The organism is Streptomyces lienomycini (assembly GCF_027947595.1).
Taxonomy (GTDB): Bacteria; Actinomycetota; Actinomycetes; order Streptomycetales; family Streptomycetaceae; genus Streptomyces; species Streptomyces lienomycini.
Genome location: NZ_CP116257.1, coordinates 3,734,327 through 3,761,255, shown reverse-complemented (window position 1 = coordinate 3,761,255; position 26,929 = coordinate 3,734,327). Strand labels below are relative to the sequence as shown.

At 73.1% G+C, this 26,929-nt stretch carries 25 protein-coding genes and 1 pseudogene; 16 read left to right on the top strand and 10 right to left on the bottom strand.

Annotation, left to right across the window (positions count from 1 at the left end; translation table 11 throughout):
- Positions 1-5: 5 nt before the first annotated feature.
- Positions 6-956 (bottom strand): DUF6807 domain-containing protein, encoded by a 951-nt coding sequence (locus tag BJ961_RS16880; RefSeq protein WP_271413658.1) that lies wholly within the window; start codon positions 954-956, stop codon positions 6-8.
- 251 nt (positions 957-1,207) lie between these two features.
- On the opposite strand from BJ961_RS16880, the gene BJ961_RS16875 reads away from it, so the two are divergent.
- The 3 genes from BJ961_RS16875 to BJ961_RS16865 are packed head-to-tail and all read left to right on the top strand — an operon-like array spanning position 1,208 to position 2,911.
- Complete coding sequence (locus tag BJ961_RS16875) at positions 1,208-1,459, top strand: hypothetical protein (protein ID WP_271413657.1); 252 nt, start codon at positions 1,208-1,210, stop codon at positions 1,457-1,459.
- 59 nt (positions 1,460-1,518) lie between these two features.
- Entirely contained in the window at positions 1,519-2,355 is an 837-nt protein-coding gene (locus BJ961_RS16870; RefSeq protein ID WP_271413656.1) for an alpha/beta fold hydrolase, read from the top strand.
- Between the two features lie 22 nt (positions 2,356-2,377).
- A complete protein-coding gene (locus tag BJ961_RS16865) occupies positions 2,378-2,911 on the top strand; it encodes a TetR/AcrR family transcriptional regulator (protein ID WP_271417068.1) in 534 nt (177 codons plus the stop codon).
- 36 nt (positions 2,912-2,947) lie between these two features.
- Here BJ961_RS16865 and BJ961_RS16860 read toward each other — a convergent pair whose 3' ends face one another.
- Positions 2,948-3,892 (bottom strand): aldo/keto reductase, encoded by a 945-nt coding sequence (locus BJ961_RS16860; RefSeq protein WP_271413655.1) that lies wholly within the window; start codon positions 3,890-3,892, stop codon positions 2,948-2,950.
- Between the two features lie 84 nt (positions 3,893-3,976).
- On the opposite strand from BJ961_RS16860, the gene BJ961_RS16855 reads away from it, so the two are divergent.
- Positions 3,977-4,600 (top strand): TetR/AcrR family transcriptional regulator, encoded by a 624-nt coding sequence (locus BJ961_RS16855; RefSeq protein WP_271413654.1) that lies wholly within the window; start codon positions 3,977-3,979, stop codon positions 4,598-4,600.
- 14 nt (positions 4,601-4,614) lie between these two features.
- Here the strand turns inward: BJ961_RS16855 and BJ961_RS16850 are convergent, their stop codons facing one another.
- Positions 4,615-5,943 carry an SGNH/GDSL hydrolase family protein gene (locus BJ961_RS16850; RefSeq protein WP_271413653.1) on the bottom strand — a complete coding sequence of 443 codons (1,329 nt, stop codon included), beginning with the start codon at positions 5,941-5,943 and terminating at the stop codon, positions 4,615-4,617.
- Positions 5,944-6,279: 336 nt separating this feature from the next.
- Between BJ961_RS16850 and BJ961_RS16845 the strand changes: the two genes are divergently transcribed.
- The 6 genes and pseudogenes from BJ961_RS16845 (at position 6,280) to BJ961_RS16820 (ending at position 15,297) form a co-directional block, all read left to right on the top strand.
- Positions 6,280-9,999 carry a S8 family peptidase gene (locus BJ961_RS16845; protein ID WP_271413652.1) on the top strand — a complete coding sequence of 1,240 codons (3,720 nt, stop codon included), beginning with the start codon at positions 6,280-6,282 and terminating at the stop codon, positions 9,997-9,999.
- A gap of 116 nt (positions 10,000-10,115) precedes the next feature.
- Positions 10,116-11,120, top strand: coding sequence for a helix-turn-helix domain-containing protein (locus tag BJ961_RS16840; RefSeq protein WP_271413651.1), 1,005 nt, complete (start codon positions 10,116-10,118; stop codon positions 11,118-11,120).
- 187 nt (positions 11,121-11,307) lie between these two features.
- The gene (gene malX, locus BJ961_RS16835; RefSeq protein WP_271413650.1) at positions 11,308-12,954 is read left to right on the top strand and encodes a maltose/glucose-specific PTS transporter subunit IIBC; all 1,647 of its coding nucleotides are present in this window, start codon (positions 11,308-11,310) and stop codon (positions 12,952-12,954) included.
- Positions 12,951-14,144, top strand: coding sequence for a MalY/PatB family protein (locus tag BJ961_RS16830; RefSeq protein WP_271413649.1), 1,194 nt, complete (start codon positions 12,951-12,953; stop codon positions 14,142-14,144). The genes malX and BJ961_RS16830 overlap by 4 nt, the downstream gene beginning before the upstream one ends.
- A 101-nt stretch (positions 14,145-14,245) precedes the next feature.
- Positions 14,246-14,416 (top strand): 50S ribosomal protein L32, encoded by a 171-nt coding sequence (gene rpmF, locus BJ961_RS16825; protein ID WP_271413648.1) that lies wholly within the window; start codon positions 14,246-14,248, stop codon positions 14,414-14,416.
- Positions 14,417-14,493: 77 nt separating this feature from the next.
- A pseudogene (locus BJ961_RS16820) lies at positions 14,494-15,297 on the top strand (alpha/beta fold hydrolase).
- A gap of 45 nt (positions 15,298-15,342) precedes the next feature.
- Here the strand turns inward: BJ961_RS16820 and BJ961_RS16815 are convergent.
- Genes BJ961_RS16815 through BJ961_RS16800 form a run of 4 tightly spaced genes read right to left on the bottom strand, consistent with a single transcriptional unit; the run spans position 15,343 to position 18,732 of the window.
- On the bottom strand, positions 15,343-16,356 hold the full coding sequence (locus BJ961_RS16815; protein ID WP_271413647.1) for a DUF2891 domain-containing protein: 1,014 nt from the start codon (positions 16,354-16,356) through the stop codon (positions 15,343-15,345).
- Positions 16,356-17,006 carry a pyroglutamyl-peptidase I gene (pcp, locus tag BJ961_RS16810; protein ID WP_271413646.1) on the bottom strand — a complete coding sequence of 217 codons (651 nt, stop codon included), beginning with the start codon at positions 17,004-17,006 and terminating at the stop codon, positions 16,356-16,358. The genes BJ961_RS16815 and pcp overlap by 1 nt, the downstream gene beginning before the upstream one ends.
- A gap of 35 nt (positions 17,007-17,041) precedes the next feature.
- On the bottom strand, positions 17,042-18,016 hold the full coding sequence (locus BJ961_RS16805; protein ID WP_271413645.1) for a DUF979 domain-containing protein: 975 nt from the start codon (positions 18,014-18,016) through the stop codon (positions 17,042-17,044).
- The gene (locus tag BJ961_RS16800; RefSeq protein ID WP_123627969.1) at positions 18,013-18,732 is read right to left on the bottom strand and encodes a DUF969 domain-containing protein; all 720 of its coding nucleotides are present in this window, start codon (positions 18,730-18,732) and stop codon (positions 18,013-18,015) included. Before BJ961_RS16800 ends, BJ961_RS16805 begins: the two co-directional genes overlap by 4 nt.
- Positions 18,733-18,949: 217 nt before the next feature.
- Here BJ961_RS16800 and BJ961_RS16795 point away from each other — a divergent pair, with 217 nt between their 5' ends.
- The 3 genes from BJ961_RS16795 to BJ961_RS16785 are packed head-to-tail and all read left to right on the top strand — an operon-like array spanning position 18,950 to position 21,263.
- Complete coding sequence (locus BJ961_RS16795; protein ID WP_271413644.1) at positions 18,950-19,702, top strand: LamB/YcsF family protein; 753 nt, start codon at positions 18,950-18,952, stop codon at positions 19,700-19,702.
- On the top strand, positions 19,699-20,409 hold the full coding sequence (locus BJ961_RS16790) for a 5-oxoprolinase subunit B family protein (protein ID WP_271413643.1): 711 nt from the start codon (positions 19,699-19,701) through the stop codon (positions 20,407-20,409). Before BJ961_RS16795 ends, BJ961_RS16790 begins: the two co-directional genes overlap by 4 nt.
- Positions 20,406-21,263 carry a 5-oxoprolinase subunit C family protein gene (locus BJ961_RS16785; protein WP_271413642.1) on the top strand — a complete coding sequence of 286 codons (858 nt, stop codon included), beginning with the start codon at positions 20,406-20,408 and terminating at the stop codon, positions 21,261-21,263. The genes BJ961_RS16790 and BJ961_RS16785 overlap by 4 nt, the downstream gene beginning before the upstream one ends.
- Here the strand turns inward: BJ961_RS16785 and BJ961_RS16780 are convergent.
- The 3 genes from BJ961_RS16780 to BJ961_RS16770 are packed head-to-tail and all read right to left on the bottom strand — an operon-like array spanning position 21,250 to position 23,241.
- Positions 21,250-21,675, bottom strand: a complete 426-nt coding sequence (locus tag BJ961_RS16780; protein WP_271413641.1) for a ribosomal maturation YjgA family protein — start codon at positions 21,673-21,675, stop codon at positions 21,250-21,252. The genes BJ961_RS16785 and BJ961_RS16780 overlap by 14 nt on opposite strands.
- 46 nt (positions 21,676-21,721) lie before the next feature.
- Positions 21,722-23,029 (bottom strand): hypothetical protein, encoded by a 1,308-nt coding sequence (locus BJ961_RS16775; protein ID WP_271413640.1) that lies wholly within the window; start codon positions 23,027-23,029, stop codon positions 21,722-21,724.
- Entirely contained in the window at positions 23,023-23,241 is a 219-nt protein-coding gene (locus tag BJ961_RS16770) for a hypothetical protein (protein WP_271413639.1), read from the bottom strand. The genes BJ961_RS16775 and BJ961_RS16770 overlap by 7 nt, the downstream gene beginning before the upstream one ends.
- 438 nt (positions 23,242-23,679) lie before the next feature.
- On the opposite strand from BJ961_RS16770, the gene BJ961_RS16765 reads away from it, so the two are divergent.
- From BJ961_RS16765 to rhaS, 3 genes are all read left to right on the top strand, one after another.
- Entirely contained in the window at positions 23,680-24,126 is a 447-nt protein-coding gene (locus BJ961_RS16765; protein ID WP_271413638.1) for a MarR family winged helix-turn-helix transcriptional regulator, read from the top strand.
- Between the two features lie 64 nt (positions 24,127-24,190).
- Positions 24,191-25,540: an MFS transporter gene (locus tag BJ961_RS16760; RefSeq protein ID WP_271417067.1), complete on the top strand. Its 1,350-nt coding sequence runs from the start codon at positions 24,191-24,193 to the stop codon at positions 25,538-25,540.
- Between the two features lie 261 nt (positions 25,541-25,801).
- Entirely contained in the window at positions 25,802-26,881 is a 1,080-nt protein-coding gene (gene rhaS, locus BJ961_RS16755; RefSeq protein WP_271413637.1) for a rhamnose ABC transporter substrate-binding protein, read from the top strand.
- The last annotated feature ends 48 nt before the right edge of the window (positions 26,882-26,929 follow it).

Below are 26,929 nucleotides of genomic sequence, written 5' to 3'. Positions count from 1 at the left end.
CCCGGTCACCAGGTGAGCCCGGCCAGGTGGGCGGCGACGCGCGTCCGGTCCCAGGCGCCGTCGGCGACGACCACGCGGTAGGAGCGGGCGAGGGTCTCGCCGGGCGGCAGGACGAGTTCGTCGTGGAAGGCCCAGGAGGGGGCGACCGCGGCGAAGGGTGCGCTGCGTACGAACCAGTGTGCCGGGTGGGTGCCCTCCGTTCCCAGGTGGTCGTTGGAGGGGGCGTGTTCGAAGACGAGGGTGGCGTGGCCGTCCCGCCCGTCGTGCTCACCGACGTAGGCCAGCCAGGCGGCTTGGGAGCCCATCGGACCGGTCTCGGACGACTGGGGCGACTCGGGCGGCACGGCGGGCTCCGCCGTGAAGACGCGGCCGTCGCGGAAGGCGCGGGGGCCGCGCCAGAACAGTCCGGTGTATCCGGCGGCGGGGCGCCCGTGGGTGGTGGGGCTGCCGAACCGCAGTGCTTCGTCACGGCGGTTGGTGACCGCCGACGTCCAGGTGAGCGTCCAGCTGCCGGTCCCCGGGTCGACGTCGCGGGCCTCGATGCGGCGCTCCTCCTCCGCCCAGAGTTCGCCGCCGTGCGGGTGCCAGGTCAGCTTCTGGGCGATGACGGCGCGGTCCGCTGTGGCGTCGACGTTCCCGAAGCCCGCGTGGGCCATCGAACCGACCCTTTCGGGCAGGGCGAGGTAACCCTCGCCGCGCACATAGGTGTTGCCGCCCCACAGGTTCTGTCCGGAGAGGTGGGAGGCGGTCAGCTGGAGCCCCTTGTGCCAGCGGTGGTCGTGGGGCCGGTAGTCGGTGACGACCGCGCCGGACAGGGTCCGGAGCGGGTGGAGGTACGGCTTGGGCGCCTCCCAGTCGGCTTCGGGGCGGTACACGTAGGAGAACAGCTCGGTTCCGGCCGGCCCGTGGGCCACGGTGATGCGGTCACCGTGGACGTGGGTCAGGGAGAGCGTCATGCGTGGTCCTCTTCTCGGAGCGGCCGGCCGGTGCCCTCGCGGGGGGGCATAGCAACCGCTTGCTATCACGGCGCCCCACGTTGTTACCGGCACGCGACCGCGAGGTCAACCCCGGCAAGGCGTTCGGCGGTTCGAGGTAGCCACCGGGCCGCGTGGGCACCGGCGGGGGCAACGAGAAGTGCCCTCGCCGAGAGCGCTCCCGCTCGACGAGACCCTGTGACGCGCACCACGCCGCCCTAGGCTTTTCGACCATGGAAATTCCGAGACGTCTCATCGAACTCCGACGTGCCGTCGAGGCCGCGGACGACCGCTACCGCAACAACCGCGGCGAGAACGCCACGGTAGCCCTCGCGGTCTGGTCCGACGCCACCGCCGCACTCGCCCAGGGCGTCGCCGCCTTCGCGGAGGAGAACGGCCTCTCCCGCCAGGAGGTGGAGTCGGCCGTACGGCGTGCGGCGGAACGACGCTCCCCCGCGGACCGCGGGCTCCGGCCACCCCGTTGACAGCGTTGGCTAATGGCAGTAGCTTTTAGTTAATGCTATTAGCCACACCGGGGAGTGACATGACCGAGTACCTTGCCGTCGACGGCGGCACCCTCGCGTACGAGGTGACGGGTTCGGGACCGCTGATCGTGCTCGCGCACGGCATGGGGGACAGCCGCGACGCGTACCGCGCCGTGGTCCCGCAGCTGGTGGCGGCGGGTTACCGGGTCGCCGCGGTCGACCTGCGCGGCTGCGGCGAGTCGAGCGTCGACTGGCCGGCCTGGAGCCGCACCGACATCGCCGGTGACCTGATCGCCCTGATCCGGCATCTCGGCGGTCCGGCCGTACTGGTCGGCCACTCCGTCTCGGGCGGCGCCGCCACCATCGCCGCGGCGCGGGAGCCCTCGCTGATCACCTCGGTCGTCGAGCTGGCGCCGTTCACCCGCAAGCAGTCGGTCCGACTCGGCGACCTGCGGGTGAAGCGGTTCCGGCAGGGCATGTTGCGCCTGCTCGGCGCGGGAGTGTTCGGCAGTCTGCCGCTCTGGCTCTCGTACCTCGACGTGGCGTACCCGGGCGTGAAGCCGGCCGGCTGGGCGGAGCGGCTCGGGCGGATCGAGTCCCGGTTGCGCGAGCCGGGCCGGATGAAGGCCATGCAGGCCATGGGCCGCAGCGCGCCCACCGACGCCGGCGCCCAACTGGGCAACGTCCGCCGCCCGGTCCTTGTCGTGATGGGCACACTGGACCCCGACTGGGCCGATCCGCACGCCGAGGGGACGGCGGTCGTCGAGGCCCTGCCGTCCGGGCTCGGCCGTCTCGAGATGATCGAGGGCGCCGGCCACTACCCGCACGACCAGTTCCCCGACCGGGTGGTCGCGCTCGTGCTGGCCTTCCTCCACTCGGACGCCGCCCGTGCCTAGGGCGGGCCTGGATCCGGCGGCCGTGGTCCGGGCCGGCGCGGCCCTGGCCGACGAGGTGGGGTTCGCCAACCTGACGATGGGCCTGCTGGCCGAGCGGGTCGGCGTGCGCACCCCCTCCCTGTACAAGCACGTGGGAGGCCAGGACGACCTGAACCGGCGGATCGCGGCCCTGGCCCTGACCGAGGCCGCCGACGCCGTCGGCGGCGCGGTCCAGGGCCGTGCGGGCCGTGACGCACTGGCGGCCGCCGCGCGTTCCTTCCGCGCCTTCGTGCTGGAGCATCCCGGCCGGTACGCCGCGACGATCGGTGTGGAACCGTCGGGTCCGGACGACCCGCTGGCCCGTGCCGGGGAGCGGTTGCTCGTCGCGTTCACCGCGGTCCTGCGCGGCTACGACATCGAGGACCGCGACGTGAACCACGCGCTGCGCCTGCTCCGCAGCCTCTTCCACGGCTTCGCCACGCTGCAGGCGGGGCACGGCTTCCAGTGGAGCACCGACGTCGACGAGAGCTTCGAGTGGCTCATCGCCTTCGCGGACCGGGGCCTGCGCACCCTGTGACCATGCTGCCGCCGGGGCGAGGCGACGGGTCCGGCGTCAGCCGAGCGGGACGTCGGCGGAGCGGCTCCGCACGGCGTCGAGCGCGGCGAGCGCCTCCCCGTCCAGGGCGATCCCGCCCACGGCGATGTTCGCGTCCAGGTGGCCGGGGTCGGCGGTACCGGGGATGAGCAGGACGTTCGGGGCGTGGCGGAGCAGCCAGGCGAGCCCCACCTGGGCCGGCGTGACGCCGAGGGCCTGTGCCGCGGTGTGGACCGCGGGCTCGTCGGCGACCTTGGGCATGGCGGGGAAGGCGCCGCCGAGGGGGAAGTAGGGCACCCAGGCGATGCCCTCGGCGGAGCACAGCGTGAGCATGTCCTCGTCGTCGCGGCTCACGAGACTGTAGGCGTTCTGCACGCAGACGACGCCCGCGGGGAGGGCACGGCGCAGCCCGTCCAGGGTCACGCTGCTCAGCCCGATCGCGCCGATCTTGCCCTCGTCGCGCATCCGCGTCAGCACGGCGAGCTGGTCGTCGAGGGCGACCACCTGGTCGCCCTCGGCGCGCAGGCCGGGGCCGGTGTCGAGGCGGCGCAGGTTCACGACCGCGATCCGGTCGGTGCCGAGGCTCCTGAGGTTGTCCTCGACGCTCGCCCGCAGTTCCTCCGGCCGCTGCGCGGGGCGGAGCGGGAGGGGGCCGCCGGGGTCGGGATCGGCGCCGACCTTGCTCACGACGACGACGTCGTCCGCGGGGCGCAGGGCTTCGCGGATGACCTCGTTGACGAATCCGTCGCCGTAGAACTGGGCGGTGTCGAGGTGGTCGACGCCGCGTTCCACCGCACGGCGTACGAGGGCGACGGCGGCGGCACGGTCGGAGCGCAGGCGTTCGAGCTGCATCGCGCCGTAGCCGATCCGTGAGACGGTGCGGCCGGCGAGCTGTCCCGCTCCGCCGGGGCGAGGGGTCCCGGCGGCCGCGAGAGGGGAGGAGGGGGTGCCGGTTGACGTCATGGGATGTCCGTCCTCGTGGGAAGATGACAGAAGCGGAGGACCCTCCGCCAAACCGACTGTAGCACTACCGGAGGACCCTCCGCTTTGAGTCCGGACCAGGAACCGAACCCTGCCGCCGATCGGCCCGACCGGCTGGCCCCCGCCGCGCGCCCGCTGCGCGCGCACGCGCGGCGCAACCGCGAGAACCTCGTCGCCGCCGCACGGGCCGCGTTCACGGCGGCGGACGACACCGTCCCCCTCGAGGGCATCGCCCGCGAGGCGGGCGTCGGCATCGGCACGCTCTACCGGCATTTCCCCACCCGCGAGGCGCTGGTGGAGGCCGTCTACTCCGCCGAACTGGACGACGTCACGAACGCCGCCGCCGCGCTGCTGGACGAGTTGCCGCCCGAGCGCGCCCTGCGCGCGTGGCTGCGGCGCTACGCGGCGTTCGTCGCGACGAAGCGCGCCATGCTCAACACCCTGCACAGCGGCTGGGCCTCGGGACGCGTGGCGACGGCCGCCACCCGCGAGCGCATCACCGCCGCGATCGGCTCGATCCTCGCGGCCGGAGTGCGGGCGGGCTCGCTCCGCGCGGATGTCGCGCCCGACGACGTCACCGCGATGCTGCTCGGCGTGTTTCTCTCCACGGCCGCCGACGACGAGCCCGAGCGTACCGACCGCCTGCTCGCCCTCGTCGTCGACGCCCTGCGCCCGCAGAGGAGTTCATGAGCCGGACGGGAGCCTCACCGGCGGGCCGACGCCGCCAGCATCGGTAGCGAGACGATGTCGGCGAGGGCCTGCTGGCCGGCGATGTTGGCGTGGACCCCGTCGCCGGTGTCGTACGGCGGGTTGATGCTGTTCGGCCGTACGGGGTCTTCGAGCACCTGGTCGAAGGGGAGGACTCCGTCGCAGGTGCCGCCGCAGCTGTTCCACTTGGAGACGAACGTGCCCACGGCGTGCCGGTCGCGGTTGTTCTGGTCGGTGTAGCCCGGGCGCGGGGTGATGGGCGTGACGTACACCTTGATCCCGGCGGCCCGCAGCCGCTGGAAGACGTCGCGGTAACTGGCCTCGATCCGCGCGGCGTCGCAGCCGGCCGGGAGGTCGTTGGTCCCGTAGTAGTACAGGACTCCGGTCACTCCGTGCAGGGACAGGACGTCGCGTTCCAGCCGGGCCGACGCGTCCAGGCCGCGGACGGCGTCCCCGATGCCCGGGCAGGTCGCGGCGCTCGTGGTGCCGCCGATCCCCGCGTTGGCGACGGCGAACTGCCGTGCGGCGGGGAGCTCCGACGTGATCCGGCGGGCGAGGTCGTCGGTCCACCTCAGGTCGGCGCCCGGACGGCTGCACCCCGGGCCGCAGTCGGTCGACCCGGTGCCGTCGACCACCGAACTGCCGTAGGCGACGAGGCTGCCCCGCAGGCGCGGGTTGCGCACGTCGACGGCGCTGACCAGGTAGGTGGAGCCGGTCGTCTCGGTGAACGCGGTACCGGCCGGGTCGCCGGTGTGGTCGCCCGAGCCGGGCGGGGTCAGGTAGTTGGTGCGGAAGGCGCTGTCGTGCCGGCCCGGAGCCACGGTGCCGGAGACGGAGAGCGACACCGCGATGTCGTCCTGCGCCGACGTCCTGAGCGCGGCGGTGTCGCTCCACACCTCGCCGCCGGGTGGCACGACGACCTCGCGACGGCCGTCGAACGTGACGGGACGCGGGCGGTCCTCCGTCGCGGCGTCCTCGCCGCCGCTGTGCGCCACCGTCGCCGCGTCGACGGTGAGCGGTGTCTCGCCGAAGGTGTTCTGGACGCGTATGCGGATCGCGTCACCCCCCTGGCTCAGGTGGGTGATCATGCGCATCGACTGGTCGCGCAGCGGGGTGGGCGCCACGCTCTGCTGCGAGGCGGCCCAGGACGTGAACCAGGCGCCCGCTCCCGGGCGGCGGTCCGAGCCGCTGTCCGCGGGAGCGGCTGCGCTGCCGGCGGACGCGGCGAGGACGGAGGACGCCAGGGTCAGGGCCAGGACGGCCGCGACCCCTCGGGCCGGGGGCGCCTGGGCACTACCGAGTACTCGGGCGAGAAGACGGTGCATGGACGATGCCTGCCTTTCCGACGTGACGGCACGGGTGCAGCACTGGATCCTTCCCCGGCGCTGCCCCGCCCCACGCCACTCGCGGCGCTGCGGTGCCACGCACACCTCGCGCACCAACCCCGCTCCCCCGAGGGCGCGTTGCGGAGGGCGGCCGTCGGCGCGGCGGTCGCGGCAGACCGCACGGGGCGGAGCGGTGTCGCGCTTGCGACATGTCCCACCTGTGCCACGGGAATCGCATGACTTCCCGACTTCCGCACGTTCATTCTGGCCAACGCGTGGACCAACGCGGGACCAACGCGTGAACGCGCATCCGACGCATGGGAAGGCAGCGCACTGATGAGACGGATCCGCCTGTTGTCAGCGATATCGGCAGGTCTGGCGCTGGCCGCCGGCGCCGTGGCACCCGTACCCGCGTGGGCGGCCGCGCCCGGTCGGGACGCCGTCACGAGCCCGTCGGAGCCCGGCGCGGCGACGGTGAAGCTGATCACCGGTGACAGTGTGACGGTCACGCGGACCTCGGACGGCCGCCAGGCCGCGTCCGTCGCACCGGGCCCCGGCAGGCGGGGCCTCCTCTTCCGGACCCTGGAGCAGGACGGCCACGTGACGGTCCTGCCGTCCGACGCCGACGCCCTGGTGGCCGCCGGGCGGCTGGACCGGGACCTGTTCGACGTGACGGCGCTCATCGCCCAGCGGTACGACACCGCGCACACCGACGCGCTCCCGCTCATCGTGGAACAGGCCCCCGGAGTGGCGGCCTCCTCAGTGAACGCCCTGACCGAGCTGGCGCACGACGCGCCGGTCCGCGAACTCGACAGCATCGACGCGCGTGCGGTGCGGGTCGGCGACGACGACCTCGGCCGGTTCTGGAAGCAGCTCGTCACGTCCGCCGGGCCGCGGGCGAAGGCCGCGACCGGCGCCCCGCGGGTGTGGCTGGACGGCCGGGTGGGCGCGTCGCTGGACCGCAGTACGGCCCAGATCGGCGCCCCGGACGTGTGGTCGGCGGGCTCCCGCGGCGAGGGGGTCAAGGTCGCCGTCCTGGACACCGGGGCCGATCAGAGCCATCCCGACCTCGCCGGGCGGGTCGTCGCGGCCGAGGACTTCTCCGGCAGCTCCGGCACCGGGGACGTCTTCGGGCACGGCACGCATGTCGCCTCCATCGTCGGGGGCAGCGGAGCCGCGTCCGGCGGAAGCCGTCAGGGTGTCGCGCCCGCCGCGCGGTTGCTGGTCGGCAAGGTCCTCGGCGACGACGGCTTCGGCAGCGAGTCGCAGGTGATCGCCGGCATGGAGTGGGCGGCGGACCAGGGCGCCGACGTCGTCAACATGAGCCTCGGCTCCTCGGGGGCCACCGACGGCACCGATCCCATGAGCCGGGCCCTGAACGACCTCAGCGCGAGGACCGGCACGCTCTTCGTCGTGGCCGCCGGCAACGAGGGTGAGCAGGGGCCTCGCACCGTCGGCTCGCCCGGCGCCGCGGACGCCGCCCTGACCGTCGGGGCCGTCGACCGGGACGACTCGCTCGCCCCGTTCTCCAGCCGCGGCCCCCGGCTCGGCGACGACGCGGTGAAGCCGGACGTGACGGCCCCCGGGGTGGGCATCGTGGCCGCACGCGCGGCCGGTTCCGCCATGGGCGACCCGGTCGACGAGCACTACACCGCCGCCTCGGGGACCTCGATGGCCACTCCCCATGTGGCGGGCGCGGCGGCGCTGGTCGCCCAGCGCCATCCGGACTGGACCGCCGCGCAGTTGAAGGACGCCCTGATCAGCACCGCGGTCACGGTGGACGGCCAGAAGGTCACCGAACAGGGCGGTGGGCGCATCGACGTGCGCGCCGCCGGGCTCGGCGCCGTGACCGCCACCGGCACCCTCGTCATGGGCCCGTTCACCTCGCAGGACACCACGCCCGTGACCTCCCGGGTGACGTACACGAACTCCTCGGACGAGGACGTCACCCTCTCGCTCGCCGTCGAGCTGGCCACCGAAGGGGGCAAGGCGCCCGCCGAGGGAGCCGCGCGGCTCGGTTCCGGCTCCGTGCGCGTGCCGGCCGGCGCCTCGGCCGAGGTTCCGCTGACCGTCGATCCCGCCCGTGCCGGGCAGGGCAAGTTCTACGGGTACGTCACCGCCAGGGCGGCCGACGGCTCGGTGGCCGCGCACACCACGGTGAGCCTCGTGGTGCACGGGCCCACGCACCGGATCACCGTGAAGACGATCGACAAGGACGGCAGGCAGGTCGCCGATCTGCCGACCATCTGGGGCGCGGAGGGCTTCGTCGGCTACACCGACCCCGCCGCGGCGGTCGCCGAGGTCGAGGAGGGTGTCTACCAGCTCAACACCAGCTGGACCACGTCGGCCGGGGACGGCCAGGAACTGCGCCACGTGGTGCTGCCCGAGGTGAGGGTCACCAAGGACATGACCGTCACCCTGGACGCCCGCAGGACGGTTCCGGTGGAGATCCGCACGCCCCGGCCCGCGGAGCAGCGCGGAATCCTGAGCTACCAGACCTACCGTGAGATCGGGGGCCGCAGCCTGACGCAGGGCACGATGTACTTCGACATCGCCAAGCGGCTGTACATCAGCCCGACGTCCGAGGTCACCGAGGGCACCTTCGAGTTCGCCTCCCGCTGGCAGCTCGTCGCCCCGCTCGTCCGGGCGCAGGTCTCCCGTACCGGGTTCGACCTGGGTGCCTACTACATGCCCTCCTCGCCGCTTCTGCCCGAGCGCGGCGCGACCCTGACCGCGGTCGACGCGGGTGACGCGGCGAACGCCGACTTCAGCCGTGCCCGCGGGAAGGCCGCGGTGGTGGACAACCCGAGCGGAGCCAGTGAGCGGGCCCTCGTCGAGCGGGCGGCCGCGGCCGGGGTCCGTGCGGTGATCCTGATCCACTTCAACGACACCGGCTGGACCCGCTGGCGGCCGACGGGCGACCGTACGGCCCTGCCCACGCTGCGCATCGGCAGGGGCACGGGCGCCGAGCTGCGCGCACGCATCGCCCGCGGCTCGACCTCGGTCGAGTTCACCGGCACCGCGCGCAGCCCGTACCTGTACGACGTGATGCAGGTGTCCGAGCAGCAGGTGCCCCGAAAGGTCGTGCACACGGTGTCCGCGCGCAACAGCGCGGTCGTTCGCGCCGGTTACGCCGACAACGGTGTCACGGGGTGGGCGAGTGAGCAGCGCTTCGGCTGGCGGCCGTACCAGAACACGGCCTGGCTGCAGTACACCCGGTTCGTGCCGCTCGGCTTCGAGCGCACCGAGTACGTGAGCGCGGGCGACACCGCCTGGCAGCACCTGGTGCACCACACCACGACGTTCGACGTGGACCAGCCGCTCGTCGCCGGCATGCGCGACGCTCCGCGCACCTACCGGGCCGGCGTGCGGCCCCGGGAGACCTGGCAGGGCGCGGTCGTCCGGCCGTCGATCCCCGCCGGCACCACGACGCCCACCGTGCGGGACGGCAACGTGCTGCGGCTGAGGGTCCCGGCGTTCACCGACGCGCAGGCCGGGCACTGGGCGCCGCTCGCCGGCGGTGATGCCGCGAGCGCCGTGCTGTACCGGGACGGCAAGCGGGTGGACGAGGTCGGGAGCGCCTGGCAGAACGTGGCGGTCCCGGCCGAACGCGCCCGCTACCGGCTGGACATGGAGACCTCGCGCCGCTCGGACGACTGGACGAGGGGCGTGGCCACCAGCACGTCCTGGTCCTTCGAGTCGGGCCGGACGGGCACGGCCACACCGCTGTCGCTGCTCCAACTGGACTACGACGTGCCCGTCGACGTGTCCAACACGGTGCGCGGCACCCGTGCGCACCGCGTCGACGTGCGGGTCCGCGCCCAGGACGGGCTCTCCGTTCCGCGGGGCGTGAGCGTCCGGGTCGAGGCGTCCTACGACGACGGCCGCACCTGGACGACGGCGCGCACGCACGGGCACGGCCGCAACGCCTTCCGGGCCTCGATCGCGCCGCCCGCCCACCAGGACGCGTGGGTCACACTCCGCGTCACGGCGCGGGACGCGGCGGGCGACTCGGTGCGGCAGACGGTGCGCCGCGCCTACGCGGTACGCCGGTAGCGGCGCCCGTCCGGGCAGGGGTGTACGGCCGGCCGCGCCGTACACCCCGCCGCGCCCTCCCCGCCTGTGCAGTACGGTGTTCAACCGTCACGGCCCAGGATCCGGGGAGGGCGTTCGTGGTGCTGGAGATCGCGGGGCTGTCCGCCGACGAGGAGTCGGTGTACGCGCTGCTCGTGGGCTTCGGCCGGGCCGGTGCGGCCGACCTGGCGGAACGCGACGGCCTGCCGGTCGCGCGGGTGGACGCCGTCCTCGCGTCGCTCACCGCGAAGGGACTGGCCAGCCCCACCGACGGCACGCCCCGGCTCTACCAGGCGGCTCCGCCCGATGTCGCCCTGCTGCCCCGGCTGAAGCGCAGCGCCGACGCGCTCGACCTGGCCCAGCACGAGGCCGCCCGGCTGATCGAGTCCTACCGCGACACGATGCGCAGGCGCGACGCGGGGCAACTCCTCGAGGTGATCACCGGCGCCGAGGCCCTGCGGCAGCACCTGAGGCAGATCCAGACCAGCGTGCGCGAGGAGATGCTCTGGTTCTGCAAGGCCCAGTACGTGGCCATGCCCTCGGGCAGCAACACCGAGGAGTTCGACGCGCTGGCCCGGGGGGTCCGCTACCGGGTGCTGTACGAGAAGGCGTTCTTCGACGACGAGGGGGCGGTCGACAACGTCGTGGCGGGTGTCCGGGCCGGCGAGGTCGCCCGCGCCGTGCCGGAGTTGCCGCTGCGTCTGGCGATCGCGGACCGGGCCGTGGCCGTCTTCCCCCTCGTCGCCGGCGGGCCGCACGGCAGTCCGGAGGAGCCGACCACGGCACTGGTCAGGGACAGCAATCTCCTGGCGGCCCTGATCGCGCTGTTCGAACGGTACTGGGAGGACGCCGTCCCGCTGGACGTCGACGACACGGGCGAACTGTCGGGGACGGACGGGCCCGCGGCGCCCGACGCGCTGGCGCCCACCGACCGCAGGCTGCTGTCCCTGCTGGTGGCGGGAGTGGCCGACAAGGCGATCGCCTCGCAGATGCAGCTGAGCCGCCGAACGGTCCAGCGCCGTATCCAGGGCATGATGGAGCGCGCGAACGCGGCGACCCGTATGCAGCTCGCCTGGCAGGCGGCGCGGCGGGGATGGCTGTGACCGACGGGGCGGGCCGGTTCGGTGCCCTCGGGCTGGTGGCGGGGGGAACCGTGGACAGCCACCGACCCGCTGTGATGTGATCCCTGCGGCGGCAGGTCCTCGGCCGCCCGTTGCGCCCGCCGGCCCGCGCCGCGTCGTCACGACGAGCGGACGGGTCCGTCCCCCCAGGCCCGAAAGTCCCGTACACATGCAGAAGACCAAGGCCGCACTCTGGGAATTCCTCCAGGGGCTCGGCAAAACGTTCATGCTCCCCGTGGCCCTGCTCGCGTTCTGCGGCATCATGCTGGGCATCGGCTCCTCCCTGTCCAGCGAGGCGGTCACTGACAACGTTGCCTTCCTGAAGGGCGAGGGCTTCCACCTCGTCTTCACCTGGATGGCCAACACGGGGCTGGTCGCCTTCACGTTCCTGCCCGTGCTGTTCGCGATGGCCATCCCCCTCGGTCTCGCCCGGGAGGACAAGGGCGTGGCCGCGTTCTCCGGCTTCGTCGGCTTCGCCGCCATGAACCTCGCGGTGAACTTCTACCTCACCGCGAAGGGCGTCGACTTCGAGGACGAGGGGGCGATCGAGCACTACGGCATCGCCGACGTACTGGGCGTGCAGTCCATCGACACGGGACTGCTCGGCGCCGTGGCCGTCGGCATCGTCGTCAGCCTGCTCCACCGGCGCTTTCGCACCCAGCGGATGCCCGACGCGCTGGCCTTCTTCGGCGGGCTGCGCTTCGTCCCGATCGTCTCGGCCCTGGTCCTGAGCGTGCTGGGTCTGCTCATCCCGCTCGTCTGGCCGACCTTCAACGGCTGGATCACCGCCGTGGGCCGCGGCATCGGACACACGGGTGTCTTCGGGCCGTTCTTCTTCGGCATGGGCGAGGTCCTGCTGCGCCCGATCGGCCTGCACCACATCCTCGTCGCCATGTTCCGCTTCACCGACGTCGGCGGTTCGGGGGCGGTGTGCGGCGAGCACGTCTCCGGCGCCCTGAACATGTTCTACGCCCAGTTGGACTGCTCGGCGGCGCCGAACGCGGCGGTCACCGACGCGACGCACTTCCTCTCGCAGGGCAAGATGGCGGCCTACCTGGGCGGTCTGCCCGGCGCGGCGCTCGCCATGTACCACTGCGCCAAGCGCCGGATGCGCCCGGAGATCAAGGCCCTGCTCGTCTCGGGCGTGGTGGCCTGTGTGGTCGGCGGCATCACGGAGCCGCTGGAGTTCCTGTTCCTCTTCGTCGCCCCGTGGCTGTACGCCATCCACGCGGTGCTCGTGGGTCTGGGCTTCCTCACGGCGGCCGTGCTCGGCGTCTACATCGGCAACACCGACGGAAACGTCATCGACTGGCTCGTCTTCGGCGTGCTCCAGGGCTCGACGACCAAGTGGTACCTGGTGCCGGTGATCGCGGCGGTCTGGTTCACCGTGTACTACTTCCTGTTCCGCTGGGCCATCACCCGCTTCGACCTCAGGACGCCCGGGCGCGAGGACCCGCCGGCCGACGACGCGCAGGGCGAGGAGAAGGACGGGGCGGCCGACGCGGACCAGGGCGGGGACGGGCAGGACGCGGAGGCTCCAGAGCCGCCGCGCGAGCTGGTCGCGGGGAAGTACGACGCGGTCGCCATGCTCCAGGCGATCGGCGGCGCCGGCAACATCCGGTCCCTGGACAACTGCATCACCCGCCTGCGCATGACGGTGGCGGACGCCGAACAGGTGGACGAGGCGCGGCTGAAGAAGCTGGGCGCCGTGGGCGTCATCAAGCTCGACGGGCAGAACGTGCAGGTCGTCATCGGCCCGCAGGTCCAGTCCGTGAAGGACGCCATCGCCTCGATGATCCCGGTGGGCCGATCATGACCCCGCACGCCCCCGCGTCCTGGCCGCCGCCCGCGCCGTACGACTTCGACACGCCGGTGGACCGGCGCGGCACCTGGTGCACGCAGTGGGACTACGTGCAGGACCGCTTCGGCGTGCCGGACCTGCTGCCGTTCACGATCTCCGACCTGGACTTCGAGACCGCTCCGGAGATCCTGGCCGCGCTGCGCCGCCGTCTGGACCACGGGGTGCTGGGCTACTCGCGCTGGCGCCAGGACGACTTCCTCTCCGCGATCGTGCACTGGTACGGGTCGCGGCACGGGACGGAGGTGGACCCCGGGTCGGTCGTCTACGCGCCGTCCGTCGTCTACCAGGTCTCGCGGTTGCTGAGCCTGTGGTCGCGGCCCGGGGACGGGGTGGTCGCCCACACCCCGATGTACGACGCGTTCCCCAAGACGGTGTCGGCGGGCGGCCGCAGGCTGCTGGAGTGCCCCCTGGACGACTGGGCGGAGCTGGAACGGCTGCTGGCGCTCCCCGACACGGCGGTGCTGCTGCTGTGTTCGCCGCACAACCCGACGGGCAGGGTGTGGTCGGCCGGCGACCTGGACCGGATGGCCGGGCTGTGCGCACGCCACGGCGTCGCGGTCGTCAGCGACGAGATCCACTCCGACCTGGCGTACGCCCCGCACGTCCACCGGCCCTGGGTACGGCACGCCCGCGACGGCCGCTGGGCCGTGGTCACTTCGGCGTCCAAGTCCTTCAACATCCCGGCGCTGACGGGAAGCTACGGGATCATCGGGGACCCGGCCTCGCGCGATGCCTACCTGCGCCGGCTCAAGGAGGCGGACGGGCTCTCCTCCCCCGCGGTGCTGTCGCTGGTCGGCCACATCGCCGCGTACCGCGAGGGGGCGCCCTGGCTGGACGCCCTGCGGACGTACCTCGCGGGCAACCTCGCGATGGTGGCCGGCCGTCTCCGCGAGGAGTTCCCGCGGCTGGACTGGGAACCGCCGCAGGCGGGCTACCTGGCGTGGATCGACCTGCGCCCGCTCGGCGTCGACGACGACGTACTGCAGCGCGAACTGGTGGAGGTGGAGAAGGTGGCGGTCATGCCCGGGGCGGCCTACGGCGCTCCGGGCCGGATACGGCTCAACGTCGGCTGCCCCCGGTCGAAGGCGGAGGCGGGCGTGGAGGCTTTGGCGCGCGCCCTGCGGCGGCTCACCGAGGCGAGTTAACAATGAACACCATTTTCATGTAGCGTCGGGGTCCGGATCTCCCCCGGCTCCCTCGACGGACGCCCGGGGGCCGTCGGCCGTCTGTCGAAAGGACCCCTGCCATGGCCGTTCCCAAGCGCAAGATGTCCCGCAGCAACACCCGTCACCGCAGGGCTCAGTGGAAGGCGAGCGTGCCGAACCTGGTACCCGTGACCGTGGACGGGGTGACACTGCGGGTCCCCCGCCACCTGGTGCCCGCCTACCGGCGCGGCCTCCTGCGCCCGCAGGACTGACTCTCCCCCGCGTTGCGGGCGTGCGGGCCGCGGCGGAGACTGGCCGTGGACGACATCGGCCGGAGAGGGCCTGGGTGATGGGCGACTACGCGGACCTTCCCGGCGTCAGGACCTGGTAAGAGACGGAAGGGGCCGGCGAGCCGCTGGTCCTGCTGCACGGCGGCCTGTGCACCAACGACACCTGGGGGGCGCAGCGCGCCGATCTCGCCGCCGCGCACCGCCTGTTCCTGCCCGAGCGACGCGCGCACGGGCACACTCCGGACGTCGAGGGCCCGCTCACGTACCGGGACATGGCCGACGACACCGTGTCGTTCGTCGAGACCGTCGTGGGCGGGCCCGCGCATCTGGTCGGCTGGAGCGACGGGGGCGTCGTCGCGCTGCTCGTCGCCGCCGCCCGGCCCGGCCTGGTGCGCCGGGTCGTGGTGATCGGTGCGAACTTCCGTCCCGCCGCCGAGTGCTTCGTCGAGCCGGGCATGCTCGACGCGATGACGCCCGAGGGACCGGACCTGGCGTTCTTCCGCGAGATGTACGAGGCCGTCTCGCCGGACGGAGGAGAGCACTGGCCGGTGGTGGCGGCGAAGGTGCTCGACATGTGGCGCACCCAGCCGACGCTCACCCTCGACGAGTTGGCCCGCGTCCAGGCGCCCCTCCTCGTCATGGCCGGAGACGACGACATGATGACGCTGGAGCACACCACCGCCCTGTACCGCGGCGCTCCCGACGCGCGGCTCGCCGTCGTCCCCGGCGCCTCCCACCTGGTACCCCTGGAGAAGGCGGCCCTGGTCGACGAGCTGATCCTGGATCATCTCCGGCAGGGCGCCGTCGAGACGATGATGCCCGTCCGGCGTGCGCCCGCACCCGGGACGCGGTCGGCGCGGTGACGCGGCCCGACCCGACCGCGACCGGGCGAGGGGACGTAGCGGACGTCAGTTCCCTGCGACCGGGTCCAGCGCGAGCGCGGCGAAGGTCGCCAGCCAGTGGTCGGTGGTGAAGTCGCCGCGTTCCACGGCCGGCAGACCGGCCGCGAGGTGTGCCTCGGCCGCGTCGCGCAGGCGGGCACGGACCGGGCCGTCGGGCAGGGCGTCCGCGAGGGAGCGCAGTGCGGCGGCCCTGCTGAGCGCCAGGCCGAGCAGATGGCCGATCTGCGGGTCGGCGTGGTCGGAGACCACCGGCACCTCCAGCAGCGCGCAGGGGGCGCCGGTCCCGAGCCCGGGCAGGAAGCGGTCGAGCCACGCCGCGAGCCGTTCCGGTGCGAGGATCCTGCGCATCGCGTCGGCCTCGGTGAGCGCCGGGGACAGGAAGTCCTGGCCCGACGGTTCCCAGTGCGCGGGCGCGTCGTGGTCGTCGGTGAACCAGCTGAGCAGGCGTTCCCGTACGGCCCGCTCGGTGGCGGGCGACAGTTCGCCCGAGTCGAGCGCGAGGCCGAGCGCGAACGCGCTGTTGGGGTGGTTGCCGTGGCGTACCGGGTAGGTGGCCTTGGGCAGCCAGTCGGCCAGCAGGTCGTCGACGGTGTCGACGGCCGGCTTCAGTGCCCCGGCCCAGCGGTCGCCCTCCGCTCCGCCGTGCGCCCGGCACTCGGCGGCGAGCGCGAGCAGCCACGCCCAGCCGTAGGGGCGTTCGAAGGACGGGCGGTCGCGCAGATAGGCGGCCTCGGTGGCGAGGTTCTCGGGGGTGAGGTTGCGGTCGAGCGCGGCGACGGCCGCCGCGGTGTCCGGCAGTGCGGGGGTGCCGCCGTGGCGGCGGAGCAGGCGGACGAGCAGCCAGTGCATGTGCACCGAGGAGTGCCAGTCGTAGGCGCCGTAGAAGGCGGGGTGCAGTGAGCGGGGTTCGAGGTGCTCGTCGGCGGAGGTGATCAGGTGGGCGGGGAAGTTGGGGTACTCGCGGGTGATGTTCGCCCGGGCCAGCTGGGCGAAGGCGGCCGCGTGGGCGCTGAGCGGCATCAGTGGGTGGCTCCTTCGGTGACCTTGAGGTCCTGCTCGGCGGGGGTGCGGGCGGCGGTGGCCAGCAGGGCGCGCAGGCCGTGGGCGACGGTGGCGGGCGGGAGGGCGGGCGCGGTGCCGTCGAGGACCTGCTCCGGCGCCCAGGGCACGTGCGCGAACCCGCCGCGTATGTGCGGGAACTCGGTGGCGATGAGGTGGCCGAGGCCGTACGCCACGTGGTTGCAGACGAAGGTGCCGGCCGTGTTGGAGACGGCGGCCGGGACACCGGCCTCGCGCATCGCGGCGACGCACGCCTTGACGGGGAGGGTGGAGAAGTAGGCGGCGGGGCCGCCCGGGACCACCGGTTCGTCGATGGGCTGCCCGCCGGCGTTGTCGGGGATGCGCGCGTCGTCGACGTTGATGCCGACGCGTTCGACGGTGACGCCCGGGCGTCCGCCCGCCTGGCCCAGGCAGAGCACCAGGTCGGGGGCCTGGGCCCGGACGGCGTCGCGCAGGGCGTCGAGGGACTCGCCGAAGACGCAGGGCAGTTCGGCGGCGGTGACCGTGAGCCCGGCGGGCGGTTCGGCGGCCACCAGGGACGCCGCCTGCCAGGACGGGTTCACGCGCTCGCCGCCGAAGGGGGCGAAGCCGGTGATGAGGACACGGGTCATGGGCGTTCCTTGCCGTGCGGGTGGGATGGCCGGGATCAGAAGGCGAAGAGCGCCATGATGACGGTGCAGCAGCCGAGCAGTGCGATGCCCGTCGGCAGCTGTGCCTTGATCGGCCCGTACTGGTCCTTCAGTTCGAGCAGCGTGGCGGGGACGATGTTGAAGTTGGCGGCCATCGGTGTGCAGAGGGTGCCGGCGAAGCCGGCCAGCATGCCGATCGCGAGGACGGCGGGCTCGTTGCCGTGCATCTGCTGGATGAGCACGGGCCAGCCGATCGCCGCCGTCATCACGGGGAAGGCGGCGAAGGCGTTGCCCATGATGACGGTGAACAGGAACATGCCCACGCAGTACGCGACGACGGCGAAGTACTTCGAGTCCTCGGGCAGGACCTTGTTCATGATGTCGCCGACCTGGTCGCCGACCCCGGCCGCGGCGAAGATCGAGCCGAGCACGGCCAGGAGCTGGGGCAGCAGCAGGGCGGAGCCCATCGCCTCCAGCATGGAGCGGCCGGAGTGGATCGGGACGGAGACCTTCTTCTCGCCGGTGACGAACATGCCGACGACGAGCGCGGCGATACAGCCGACGCCGAGCCCGAGGAGGGTGGCCTTGCCCGACTCGAAGAGCCCGGACTCGTCGAGGACGGAGGCGCAGACGATGGCGACGAGCGGGATGGTCAGCGCGGGGATGAAGATCTTGCTGCCGAGCCGGGCGGCGGCGGCCTCGCGCTGCTCGCCGGTGGTGGTGACCGGGACGCCCTTGCCGAGGAAGTTGAAGCCGGCGAGCACGATCAGGGCGAGGACGGCGACGCCGAGCGGTTCGGCGGGCAGGGTCCAGCCACCGTTCTCGGCGGTGGCGTTGGCGACGCCCGTGCCGTAGGGGAAGGTCAGTCCGAGCAGACCCCAGAACGCGGCGGACGTCCACCGCTTGGGGTTGCTGCGGTCCATGGCCATCTGCACGGCCATGACGACGAAGACGAGGCCTATCAGCCAGTACAGCCATTCGACCTTGATCACTTGTCGGCCCCCTCGGGAAGCGGCAGGTCGTGCTCGGCGGCGGCCTGCGCCATCTCGCGTTCGAGCTGCTTGTCCATGAGCAGCAGCCGGGCGCCGTGGATGAGGAAGGCGCAGACGGCGAGCGGGATCGCCCACAGGGCCAGCTGGGTCGGCTCGATGTCCTGGTGGTAGGTCGAGTTCACGAAGCCGGTGATCAGCAGGATGGAGCCGATCGCGATGAAGCAGTCCTCGCCGAAGAAGACGCCCACGGTGTCGGCCGAGGCAGAGTAGGAGCGCACCTTCTCGCGCCACTTGTCGGACAGCTTGGCCCCGGTGGAGCGTTCGGCCGCGGCCTCGGCCATGGGTGCCACCAGGGGTCGCACGGTCTGCGCCGGGCCGCCGATGCTGTTCAGGCCGAAGGCCGCGGTGACCTGCCGGACCAGCAGGTAGACGGTGAGGAACCGGCCGGCGCTGAGCTTGCCCAGGCGGCCGATGAGATTGCGGGCCTGCTCGCGCAGACCGTAGCGCTCGAGCAGCCCGATCACCGGGAGCACGATGGCGTAGACGGTGACCGAGCGGCTGTCGGCGAAGGACCGGCCGAAGGCCGCGAGGACCTCCAGCGGGTTCATCTTGCCGAGCAGTCCGGTGACGATACCGGCGACGCCCACCACGAGGACGGGGTTGCGGCGCGTGACGAATCCGAGGATCACCACGACCACACCGAGGAGAACGATCATTCGGTGGCCTTCTTCAGGCATGAGGGGGCAGGGCACGGATCCGGAGCTTCGGAACGTGACTCATCGGTCCCGGGGACCATAGCTCCAGATGTGTGGCAGATGCACGGACACTAGCGATCGTTCAACGATCTAACAAGAGGCGCATCCTCATCGTCCCTGGAGGCCACCAGGCGGACATCTCTTGTCGGATCGTTCAACGATCGTCTACTTTCAAGGGGTGATCGACCTCAACGCAGATCTCGGCGAGGGCTTCGGCCGCTGGACCCTCACCGACGACGACGCCCTGCTCTCCGTCGTCACCAGCGCCAACGTGGCCTGCGGCTTCCACGCGGGCGACCCCTCGGTGATGCGCCGCGTCTGCGACCTCGCCGCCGAGCGGGGGGTGCGGATCGGGGCGCAGGTGTCCTACCGCGACCTGGCGGGCTTCGGACGGCGGGCCATGGACGTGCCCCCCGGTGAACTGGCGGCCGAGGTGGCGTACCAGATCGGCGCGCTCCGGGTGTTCGCCGAGGCCGCCGGGGCCCGGGTGGCCTACGTGAAGCCGCACGGCGCGCTCTACAACCGCACCGTCCACGACGACGGGCAGGCCCGTGCCGTCGTGGCCGGGGTACGGCTGGCGGGCGGCTCCCTGCCCGTGCTCGGCCTTCCCGGGTCGCTGCTGCTCACGGCCGCCGCGGACGCGGGGCTCACCGGCGTCCCGGAGGCGTTCGCGGACCGCGCCTACACCGCCCGGGGCACGCTGGTCCCCCGCCGCGAGGCGGGTTCGGTGGTGACGGACGAGGACGCGGTGGTACGGCGTGCGGTCGCGTTCGCCGTGGAGGGCTCCGTCGAGGCCGTGGACGGTACGGCCGTCGCGGTGGCCGCCCGCTCGCTGTGCGTGCACGGGGACACCCCGAACGCCGCCAGGATCGCGGCGCGGGTGCGCGAGGCGCTGGAGGCGTCCGGGGTGGGGATCGGGGCGTTCGCATGAAGGGCGCAGGGCACTCGTCGCCCTCCCGCCCCCTCACGGCACGCCCGGCGGGCCGGGAGGCCCTGCTCGTCGAGTTGCCCGACGCCGAGCACACCGCCGCCTTCCACGCCGAAGTGCTGCGCCGGCGTGCCGCGGGGACGCTTCCGCCCGTCACGGAGGTCGTGCCCGGAGCGCGGACCGTCCTGCTGGACGGTGTGCCCGACCCGCGGGCGCTGGCCCGCGGGATCGCCGACTGGGAGGTGCCGCCGGTCACCGACGACACCGGCGACCTGGTGGAGATCCCCGTCCGCTACGACGGTCCCGACCTGGCCGGCGTGGCGGCCCTGTGGGGCATCGCCCCCGAGGAGGTCGGCGCCCGCCACGGTGCGTACACCTACCGGGTCGCGTTCTGCGGCTTCGCGCCCGGCTTCGGCTACCTCACGGGCCTGCCCTCCCGGCTGCACGTCCCCCGCCGGGCCACACCGAGGACCCGCGTGCCGGCCGGCGCGGTCGCCCTGGCCGGCCCGTACAGCGCGGTCTACCCCCGGGCCACCCCGGGCGGCTGGCAGCTCATCGGCACGATGCCGGACCCGCGGCCGCTGTGGGACCCGGCACGGGAGCGTGCGGCCCTCCTCACACCGGGGACGCGCGTGCGGTTCGTCACAGTCGACGGCGGTGAGGCGGAGGACGGGGCGTCCGCCGGCTCCCGGGCGGAGGCCGGGGCATGACGGCCACGATCACGACGGTGCGTTCCGGGGCGCTCACGACGGTGCAGGACTCGGGCCGGCCGGGCCACGCCCACCTGGGCGTCCCCCGCTCCGGCGCGCTCGACGCCCCCGCGATGCGGCTCGCCAACCGCCTCCTCGGCAACGCACCGGACGCCGCCGTCCTGGAGACCACTCTGACCGGCTGCGCCCTGCGCCCCGACCGGGACGTCACCGTCGTGGTCGGCGGTGCGCCCTGCCCGGTGACGCTCGACGGCCGGCCGGTCGCCTGGGGCGCCCCGGTGCGGGTCCCGGCCGGCACGGTCCTGAACGTGGGGACGGTGACCGGGGGCGTCCGCTCGTACGTGGCCGTCGCGGGGGGCGTCGCCGCCGAGCGCGTCCTGGGCAGCCGCTCCACGGACCTGCTGTCGGGGCTCGGCCCCGAGCCCCTGCGGGACGGGGACGTCGTCCCGGTGGGCGTCCCCGCGGGGCCGGTACCGCTGCCCGGCGCCGCGCCCTGGACCGCACCGCCTGCCGAACTGGTCCTGCCGGTCCGCCTGGGTCCCCGCGCCGACTGGTTCCCGCCCTCGGCCCTGCGCACCCTCACCTCGGCCGCCTACCGCGTCTCGCCGCACAGCAACCGCATCGGCCTGCGCACCGAGGGGCCGGCGCTCGAGCGGGTGTCGACGGGCGAACTGCCCAGCGAGGGCATGGTCCTGGGCGCCGTCCAGGTCCCGCCGGACGGACGCCCGGTGATCTTCCTGCACGACCATCCGACGACGGGGGGCTACCCGGTCGTCGCGGTCGTCGCGGAACCGGCCCTCGCGGCGGCGGCCCAGGCCGCTGCCGGGACACCGGTGCGCTTCACCCACGCCTGACGACGAGGTACCCGGCCGCCGCGCCGACCGCGTACCAGAACAGGTCCGGTGCGTTGAAGGTGGAACCCAGCACCAGGCGGGCCGCCGTGCTCTCCCGGGCGAGGTGCGCCGGGACGTCGCTGAGCTGGAGGAACTCGACACCCCAACTCAGCGCCAGGGCGGCTCCGGCGGCCTTGGCCGGTGCCGTCCTCGGCGCCACCACGAGGACGAGGGCGAACAGCAGCAGGGTGTACAGCGCGTCCCCGCCGTACTTGGCCGCCTCGCCCGCCGCCACGGCCCTGAGCGTCACTCCGGCGCCGACGATCAGCACCGAGGCCGACGCCGCCGCGAGCCGCGTCCGCGTCGGACCGCCCGTCGGCGCGACCGTCGGGCCACCGGGCGCTCCGGCGCGGGTTCTGGAGGGGTCGGCCATGCGCCCATTGTGCATCCGCCGAGCCCGGAGCCCGGCTGCCGGAGGGTCAGCAGGCGGGCACGCCCGGGAGCCAGGAATCGGCCACGTCGATGAAGATGTTGGAGACGTAGCCGCCGTAGTCGGGCAGGTAGGACCAGGCGTCGTTGCCGTAGCCGTCGTAGTTCACGAGTTGGCCGTGGACCTGGCACCGTACTCGCACGCTCGTGGGCCCGGGCAGGCTCGCCACCCGGGTGGAGTCAGTCGTCGCCTGCTGCCGCACACTCACGTCGGTGCCCCAGGTCGGGAACGACGTGGTGTCGCCACCGCCGTCGGTCCACAGGTAGGTGACGGTCACCCAGCCGTTGTCGCTCAGGCCGACGTTGGAGAAGGTGCCGTCGGCGAGGTCGATGCCGGCCGGGTTGGCGACCTGCCGGCCGAACTCGTCGCGTCCGCCGTTGTAGCCGTCCTCGTACGCGGCCTGCGCCTCGGGAAGACCCTGCGGCAGGTCCTTCCACTGCTCGCGCTGTGCCGAGGGGTTCCAGTGGTCGTCGTGCGTGTTCCAGGGGCCGACGTCCCACACCGGTGCCGTTTCGCAGCGGGCGGGGCCGCAGACCCGCACCGAGTACTGACCGCTGCCTCCCGGCGACAGCGCCCGCCGGGAGGGGAGCGCCACGAAGTGGTCGTTCGCCTGGATGACGTGGCCGTTGGCGGTGGTGTGCCCGACCAGGCCCTCGCGGGTCGCGTAGACGCGTGCCGAGAAGGCGGAGGCGGTCGCCTGCCCGGCGGGTGCGCCGCCGCTGTCGTCCGCCGTCAGGGTCACCGCCCGTACGGCCGCGGTGGGTTCGCCCTTGGCGTTCCACAGGGTGAGCCGGGCCTGGACGTCGAGGACGTCACGGGGCAGTTCGGCCGGGGCGCCGGTCGCGGCCCGCCGCCACTCGGTCCAGGTGCCGTCGGCCGCGCGGCCGCGCACGTCGACCTCGACGCTCGCCGCGTCGGGCACCGTCGCGTCCAGGTCGACGGCGACCCGGTTCACGGGCCGGTCCAGACGGTGCGGGTCCAGTACGGCGGAGGCGAAGCCGCGGTCCCGGTCCAGGGAGGCGGGGCTGACGGAGCCGTCCCGCACCCGCAGGGCGCCCGAGCGGTACCGGACGTTGACGTCGTCGGCGCCGGTGCGGGACAGGTCCGCGCGCCAGGACACCGGGGCGGGCGGGACGGCGGCGTCGGCGGACGGGGCGGGCGCGGCGGCGTCGGCGGGCGCGGCGGAGAGGGCCGTACCGGCGAGGGCGAGCAGGCACACCGTGCCGCTCAGGGCGCGGGTGGTGCGCGGTCTGCGCTGCGGGGCAACACCGCGGCGCCGGAGGGAAGAGGTCAGCATGCGGGCACTCCTGGGGGCCAGGCGTCGTCGACGTCGATGAGGAGGGTGGAGACGCGGCCGCCGCGGTCGTGCGGGGACGACCGGGCGTCGTTGCTGTAGCCGTCGTACTCGACGAGGCCGCCGCGGACCCGCCAGGCCACGCGGACGGTCGCCGGTCCGGGCGGACTCGCCACCCGTGCGGAGTCGGTGGTCGGCCGCTGACGGGCGCTCACGTCCCGCCCGAGGTGGGGAAGGGGAAGCCCGTGGGGCCGTCGTCGCCCCGGACCGGACGGGACCCATGGACAGGGTCCGGTCGCGGTCCCGGTTCCGGCCCGGGGCGCGGGGAGTCCGGAGGACATGTGGGGGTGCTCCGCTCTCTCCGGTGCCCACAGTGGTGGGAGCCGTTCACCTGCGGCCGGGGGTCGGTTCCGGCCTCGACGAGGGCGGCCGCGCGGACACCGGGACGCGCGACCGAGCGGAGGGTGAGCCGAACTCGCCCACGAGGCACGGTGGTTGTCCGTGCACCGGTTCTCGCATCATGAATGCCCCGGCTTGACGTACGCAAGTCACTCCGGCCCAGACGGTACCGAACAGAAGGAGACGACACACCACTCCTCCCATATGTACAGCCAAGGCTGTACAGCTCATCCTGTGGAAGCTAGCCTGGAGGCATGAGCGAGAACCAGAGCCCTTCGCCGTCGGCGGTCCAGGCCTCGCGCGAGGTCCGTGCGGTCATCAGCCGGCTGCGCCGCCGCATCCTCAAGGCGTCCGAGGTGGAGGACATCACCCTGGGCCAGGCGTCGGTCCTGGCCCGGCTGTCCGACCGGGGCGGCGTCACCGCCAGCGAACTCGCCGCCACCGAAGGGGTCCGGCACCAGTCGATGACGGCGACGGTCGCCGCGCTCGGCTCCATGGGCCTGGTGGAGCGGCACCCCGACCCGGACGACGGGCGGCGCCTGCTGATCACGCTGACGGCGGAGGGCGTGCGCCGCGTGGAGGAGGGACGGCAGGCCCGCACCGAATGGCTCGCCGACCGGCTGCAGGCCAGGTGCACGGAGGAGGAGCGCCGTGCCGTGATCGCGACCATGGCGGTGCTGGAGCGACTGACCCGTGACTGACGCGGGGGCGGGCCCGAAGGGCAACACGCGGAAGCCGGGCTTCGACCGCCGGCTGCTGCCGCCCATGCTGCTGGGCTCGGTCCTCAACCCGGTCAACTCGACCGTCATCGCGGTCGCCCTGGTGCCCATCGGCAAGGCCCTCGGCGCACCGGCCTCGCAGACCGCCTGGCTCGTCTCCGCCCTCTATCTGGCCACCTCGCTCGGACAGCCGGTCATGGGACGGCTCATCGACCTCTTCGGCCCGCGCCGGCTCTTCCTGCTCAGCACCGGCCTCGTCGGCGTCGCCGGTGTCGTCGGAGCCCTGGCCCCCGGTCTGGGTGTCCTGATCGGCGCGCGCGTCCTGCTCGGGTTCGGCACCTGCGCCGGCTACCCCGCGGCGATGGCACTGGTGCGCAGCGAGGCCGAACGCACCGGACGGGACAGCCCCGGCGGGGTGCTCACCGCGCTGGCGGTCGCCAACCAGACCGTCGCCGTCGTCGGCCCGCTGCTGGGCGGGCTGCTCATCGCGGTGGGCGGCTGGCGTGCCACCTTCGCGCTCAACGTGCCCCTGGCCGTCGCGGCCGTACTGCTGGGGCTGCTGCGGCTGCCGCGGTCGGAGCCGGCGGCGGGCGATCGCGCACGGCACGGGAGTCTGGTGGCCCGGCTCGACCTGCCCGGCATGGGCCTGTTCGCCGCGACGCTCGTCTCGCTGCTGCTCTTCCTGATGAACCCGCACCTGCGCGACTGGTACCTGCTCGCGCTCTCCGCCGCCGCCGCAACCGGCTTCGCGGCACGGGAGTCGCGGGCGGCCACCCCCTTCATCGACCTGCGGGTGCTCGGCGGCAACACCCCGCTGCTGGCGACCTACGGGCGGGCGCTCGTCGCCTACGTCGTGTCGTACGCGTTCCTGTACGGCTTCACCCAGTGGACCGAGGAGGGCTTCGGGCTGACGCCCTTCCACGCCGGTCTGGCACAGACGCCCATGTTCCTGCTGGCGATCGGCGTCTCGATCGTGTCGGGGCGCAGCAGGGGCGTACGGGGCAAGCTGCTGCTCGGCGCGCTCGGCCAGATCGCCGCCTGCCTGGTGATCCTCACGCTGAGCGGGGACAGTCCGTTGTGGACTCTGCTCCTGGTCGCGCTGGTCTTCGGCGTGCCGCAGGGGCTCAACAACCTGGCCCTGCAGAACTCCGTCTACTTCCAGGCCGATCCGCAGCGCACCGCCTCCTCGGCCGGGCTGCTGCGCACGTTCGCCTACGTCGGTTCGATGGTCGCCTCGTCCGCGACCGCCGCCTCCTTCGGCCGGCACGCCGACACCGTCGGCCTGCACCGGCTCGCATGGGTCATGCTCGGCGCCGGCGTGCTCTACCTGCTGCTCACCCTCTTCGACCGCTCACTGGGGCGCGCGGCGGGGACGGACGGGCGAGCGGCGGCCTGATCCGCCTCGCCGCGCCGGTGCCGCAACCCTCAAGGGGCAGGTCCGGGGGCACGCGGGCTCAAAAACTGTTCCCCGCAAGTCCATTGACCACAACGGCGTTTGTGCCTAACGTCCCCGTCAAGCTCCATTGAATCCTTTCAGAGCCCTGGCCCCACGCTCGGGCGGCCCCACGCGACTCCCGTGCATCCGCAAGACCGCCATGGCTGAACGCACCTGGTGAACCTCTTCGGACGCCGCACGTCGACTCACCGAAAGAAGCACATGCACAGAACCCCCTCACGTCGTGCCTCCGTCCTCGTCGCCGCCGTGTCCTCCCTCAGTCTCCTCACCGCGGCGTGCGGCGACGGCGACAGTCCGGCGGACGGCGACGCCGCCACCAACGGCAAGAACGCCGAGGCGTCCCCCAACGCGCCGACCAAGAAGGGCATGACCGTCGGCTTCCTCCCCAAGCAGGTCAACACGCCGTACTTCGACGTGGCCGACGGGGGCGGGGAGGAGGCCGTCAAGTCGCTGGGCTCGACCTTCAAGGAAGTGGGCACGGACCAGGGTGCCGACGCCTCCGAGCAGGTGTCCCACATCAACGACCTGACCGCCCAGAAGGTCGACGCCATCGCGGTCTCGGCGCTGGATCCCGACGCGCTGTGCGACTCCCTCAAGAAGGCCATGGACCAGGGCATCAAGGTCGTCACCTTCGACTCGGACACCAAGCCGGAGTGCCGCTACGCCTTCGTCTCCCCGGCGAGCGCCGAGGACATCGCCGTACGGCAGTTGGAACTGCTCGGCGAGCAGATCGGCTACAAGGGTGACATCGCGATCCTGTCCGCCGCCCAGACGGCGACGAACCAGAACGCCTGGATCAAGAGCATCAGGAAGGAGCTGGAGGACGCGCGGTACAAGGACATGCGGCTGGTCGACATCGCGTACGGCGACGACGAGGCGGAGAAGTCCTACCGGAAGGCCGAGGAACTGCTGGGGGAGCACCCGAAGCTGAAGGGGATCATCTCCCCCACCACCAACGGCATCAAGGCCGCCGCGAAGTACCTCTCCCAGTCGGACTCCAAGGGAGAGGTGAAGCTGACCGGTCTCGGCGCCCCCAACGACATGCGTCCCTACATCAAGGACGGCACGGTGGAGGCGTTCCTGCTGTGGGATCCGGCCAGGCTCGGCAGGCTGGCCGGTCACACCGCGGTGGCCCTCGCCTCCGGGCAGATCAGCGGCCGTGAGGGTCAGATGTTCCTGGCGGGCGACATGGGCTGGTTCCAGCTGAGCGCGGACGGTGTCATCACCCTCGGCGATCCGACGGTCTTCGACGCCGACAACATCGACGACTACGACTTCTGATCCCGGCTCGCGCGTCCCCGGCGGGGCGGCGGTGACGCGGCGGCGGTG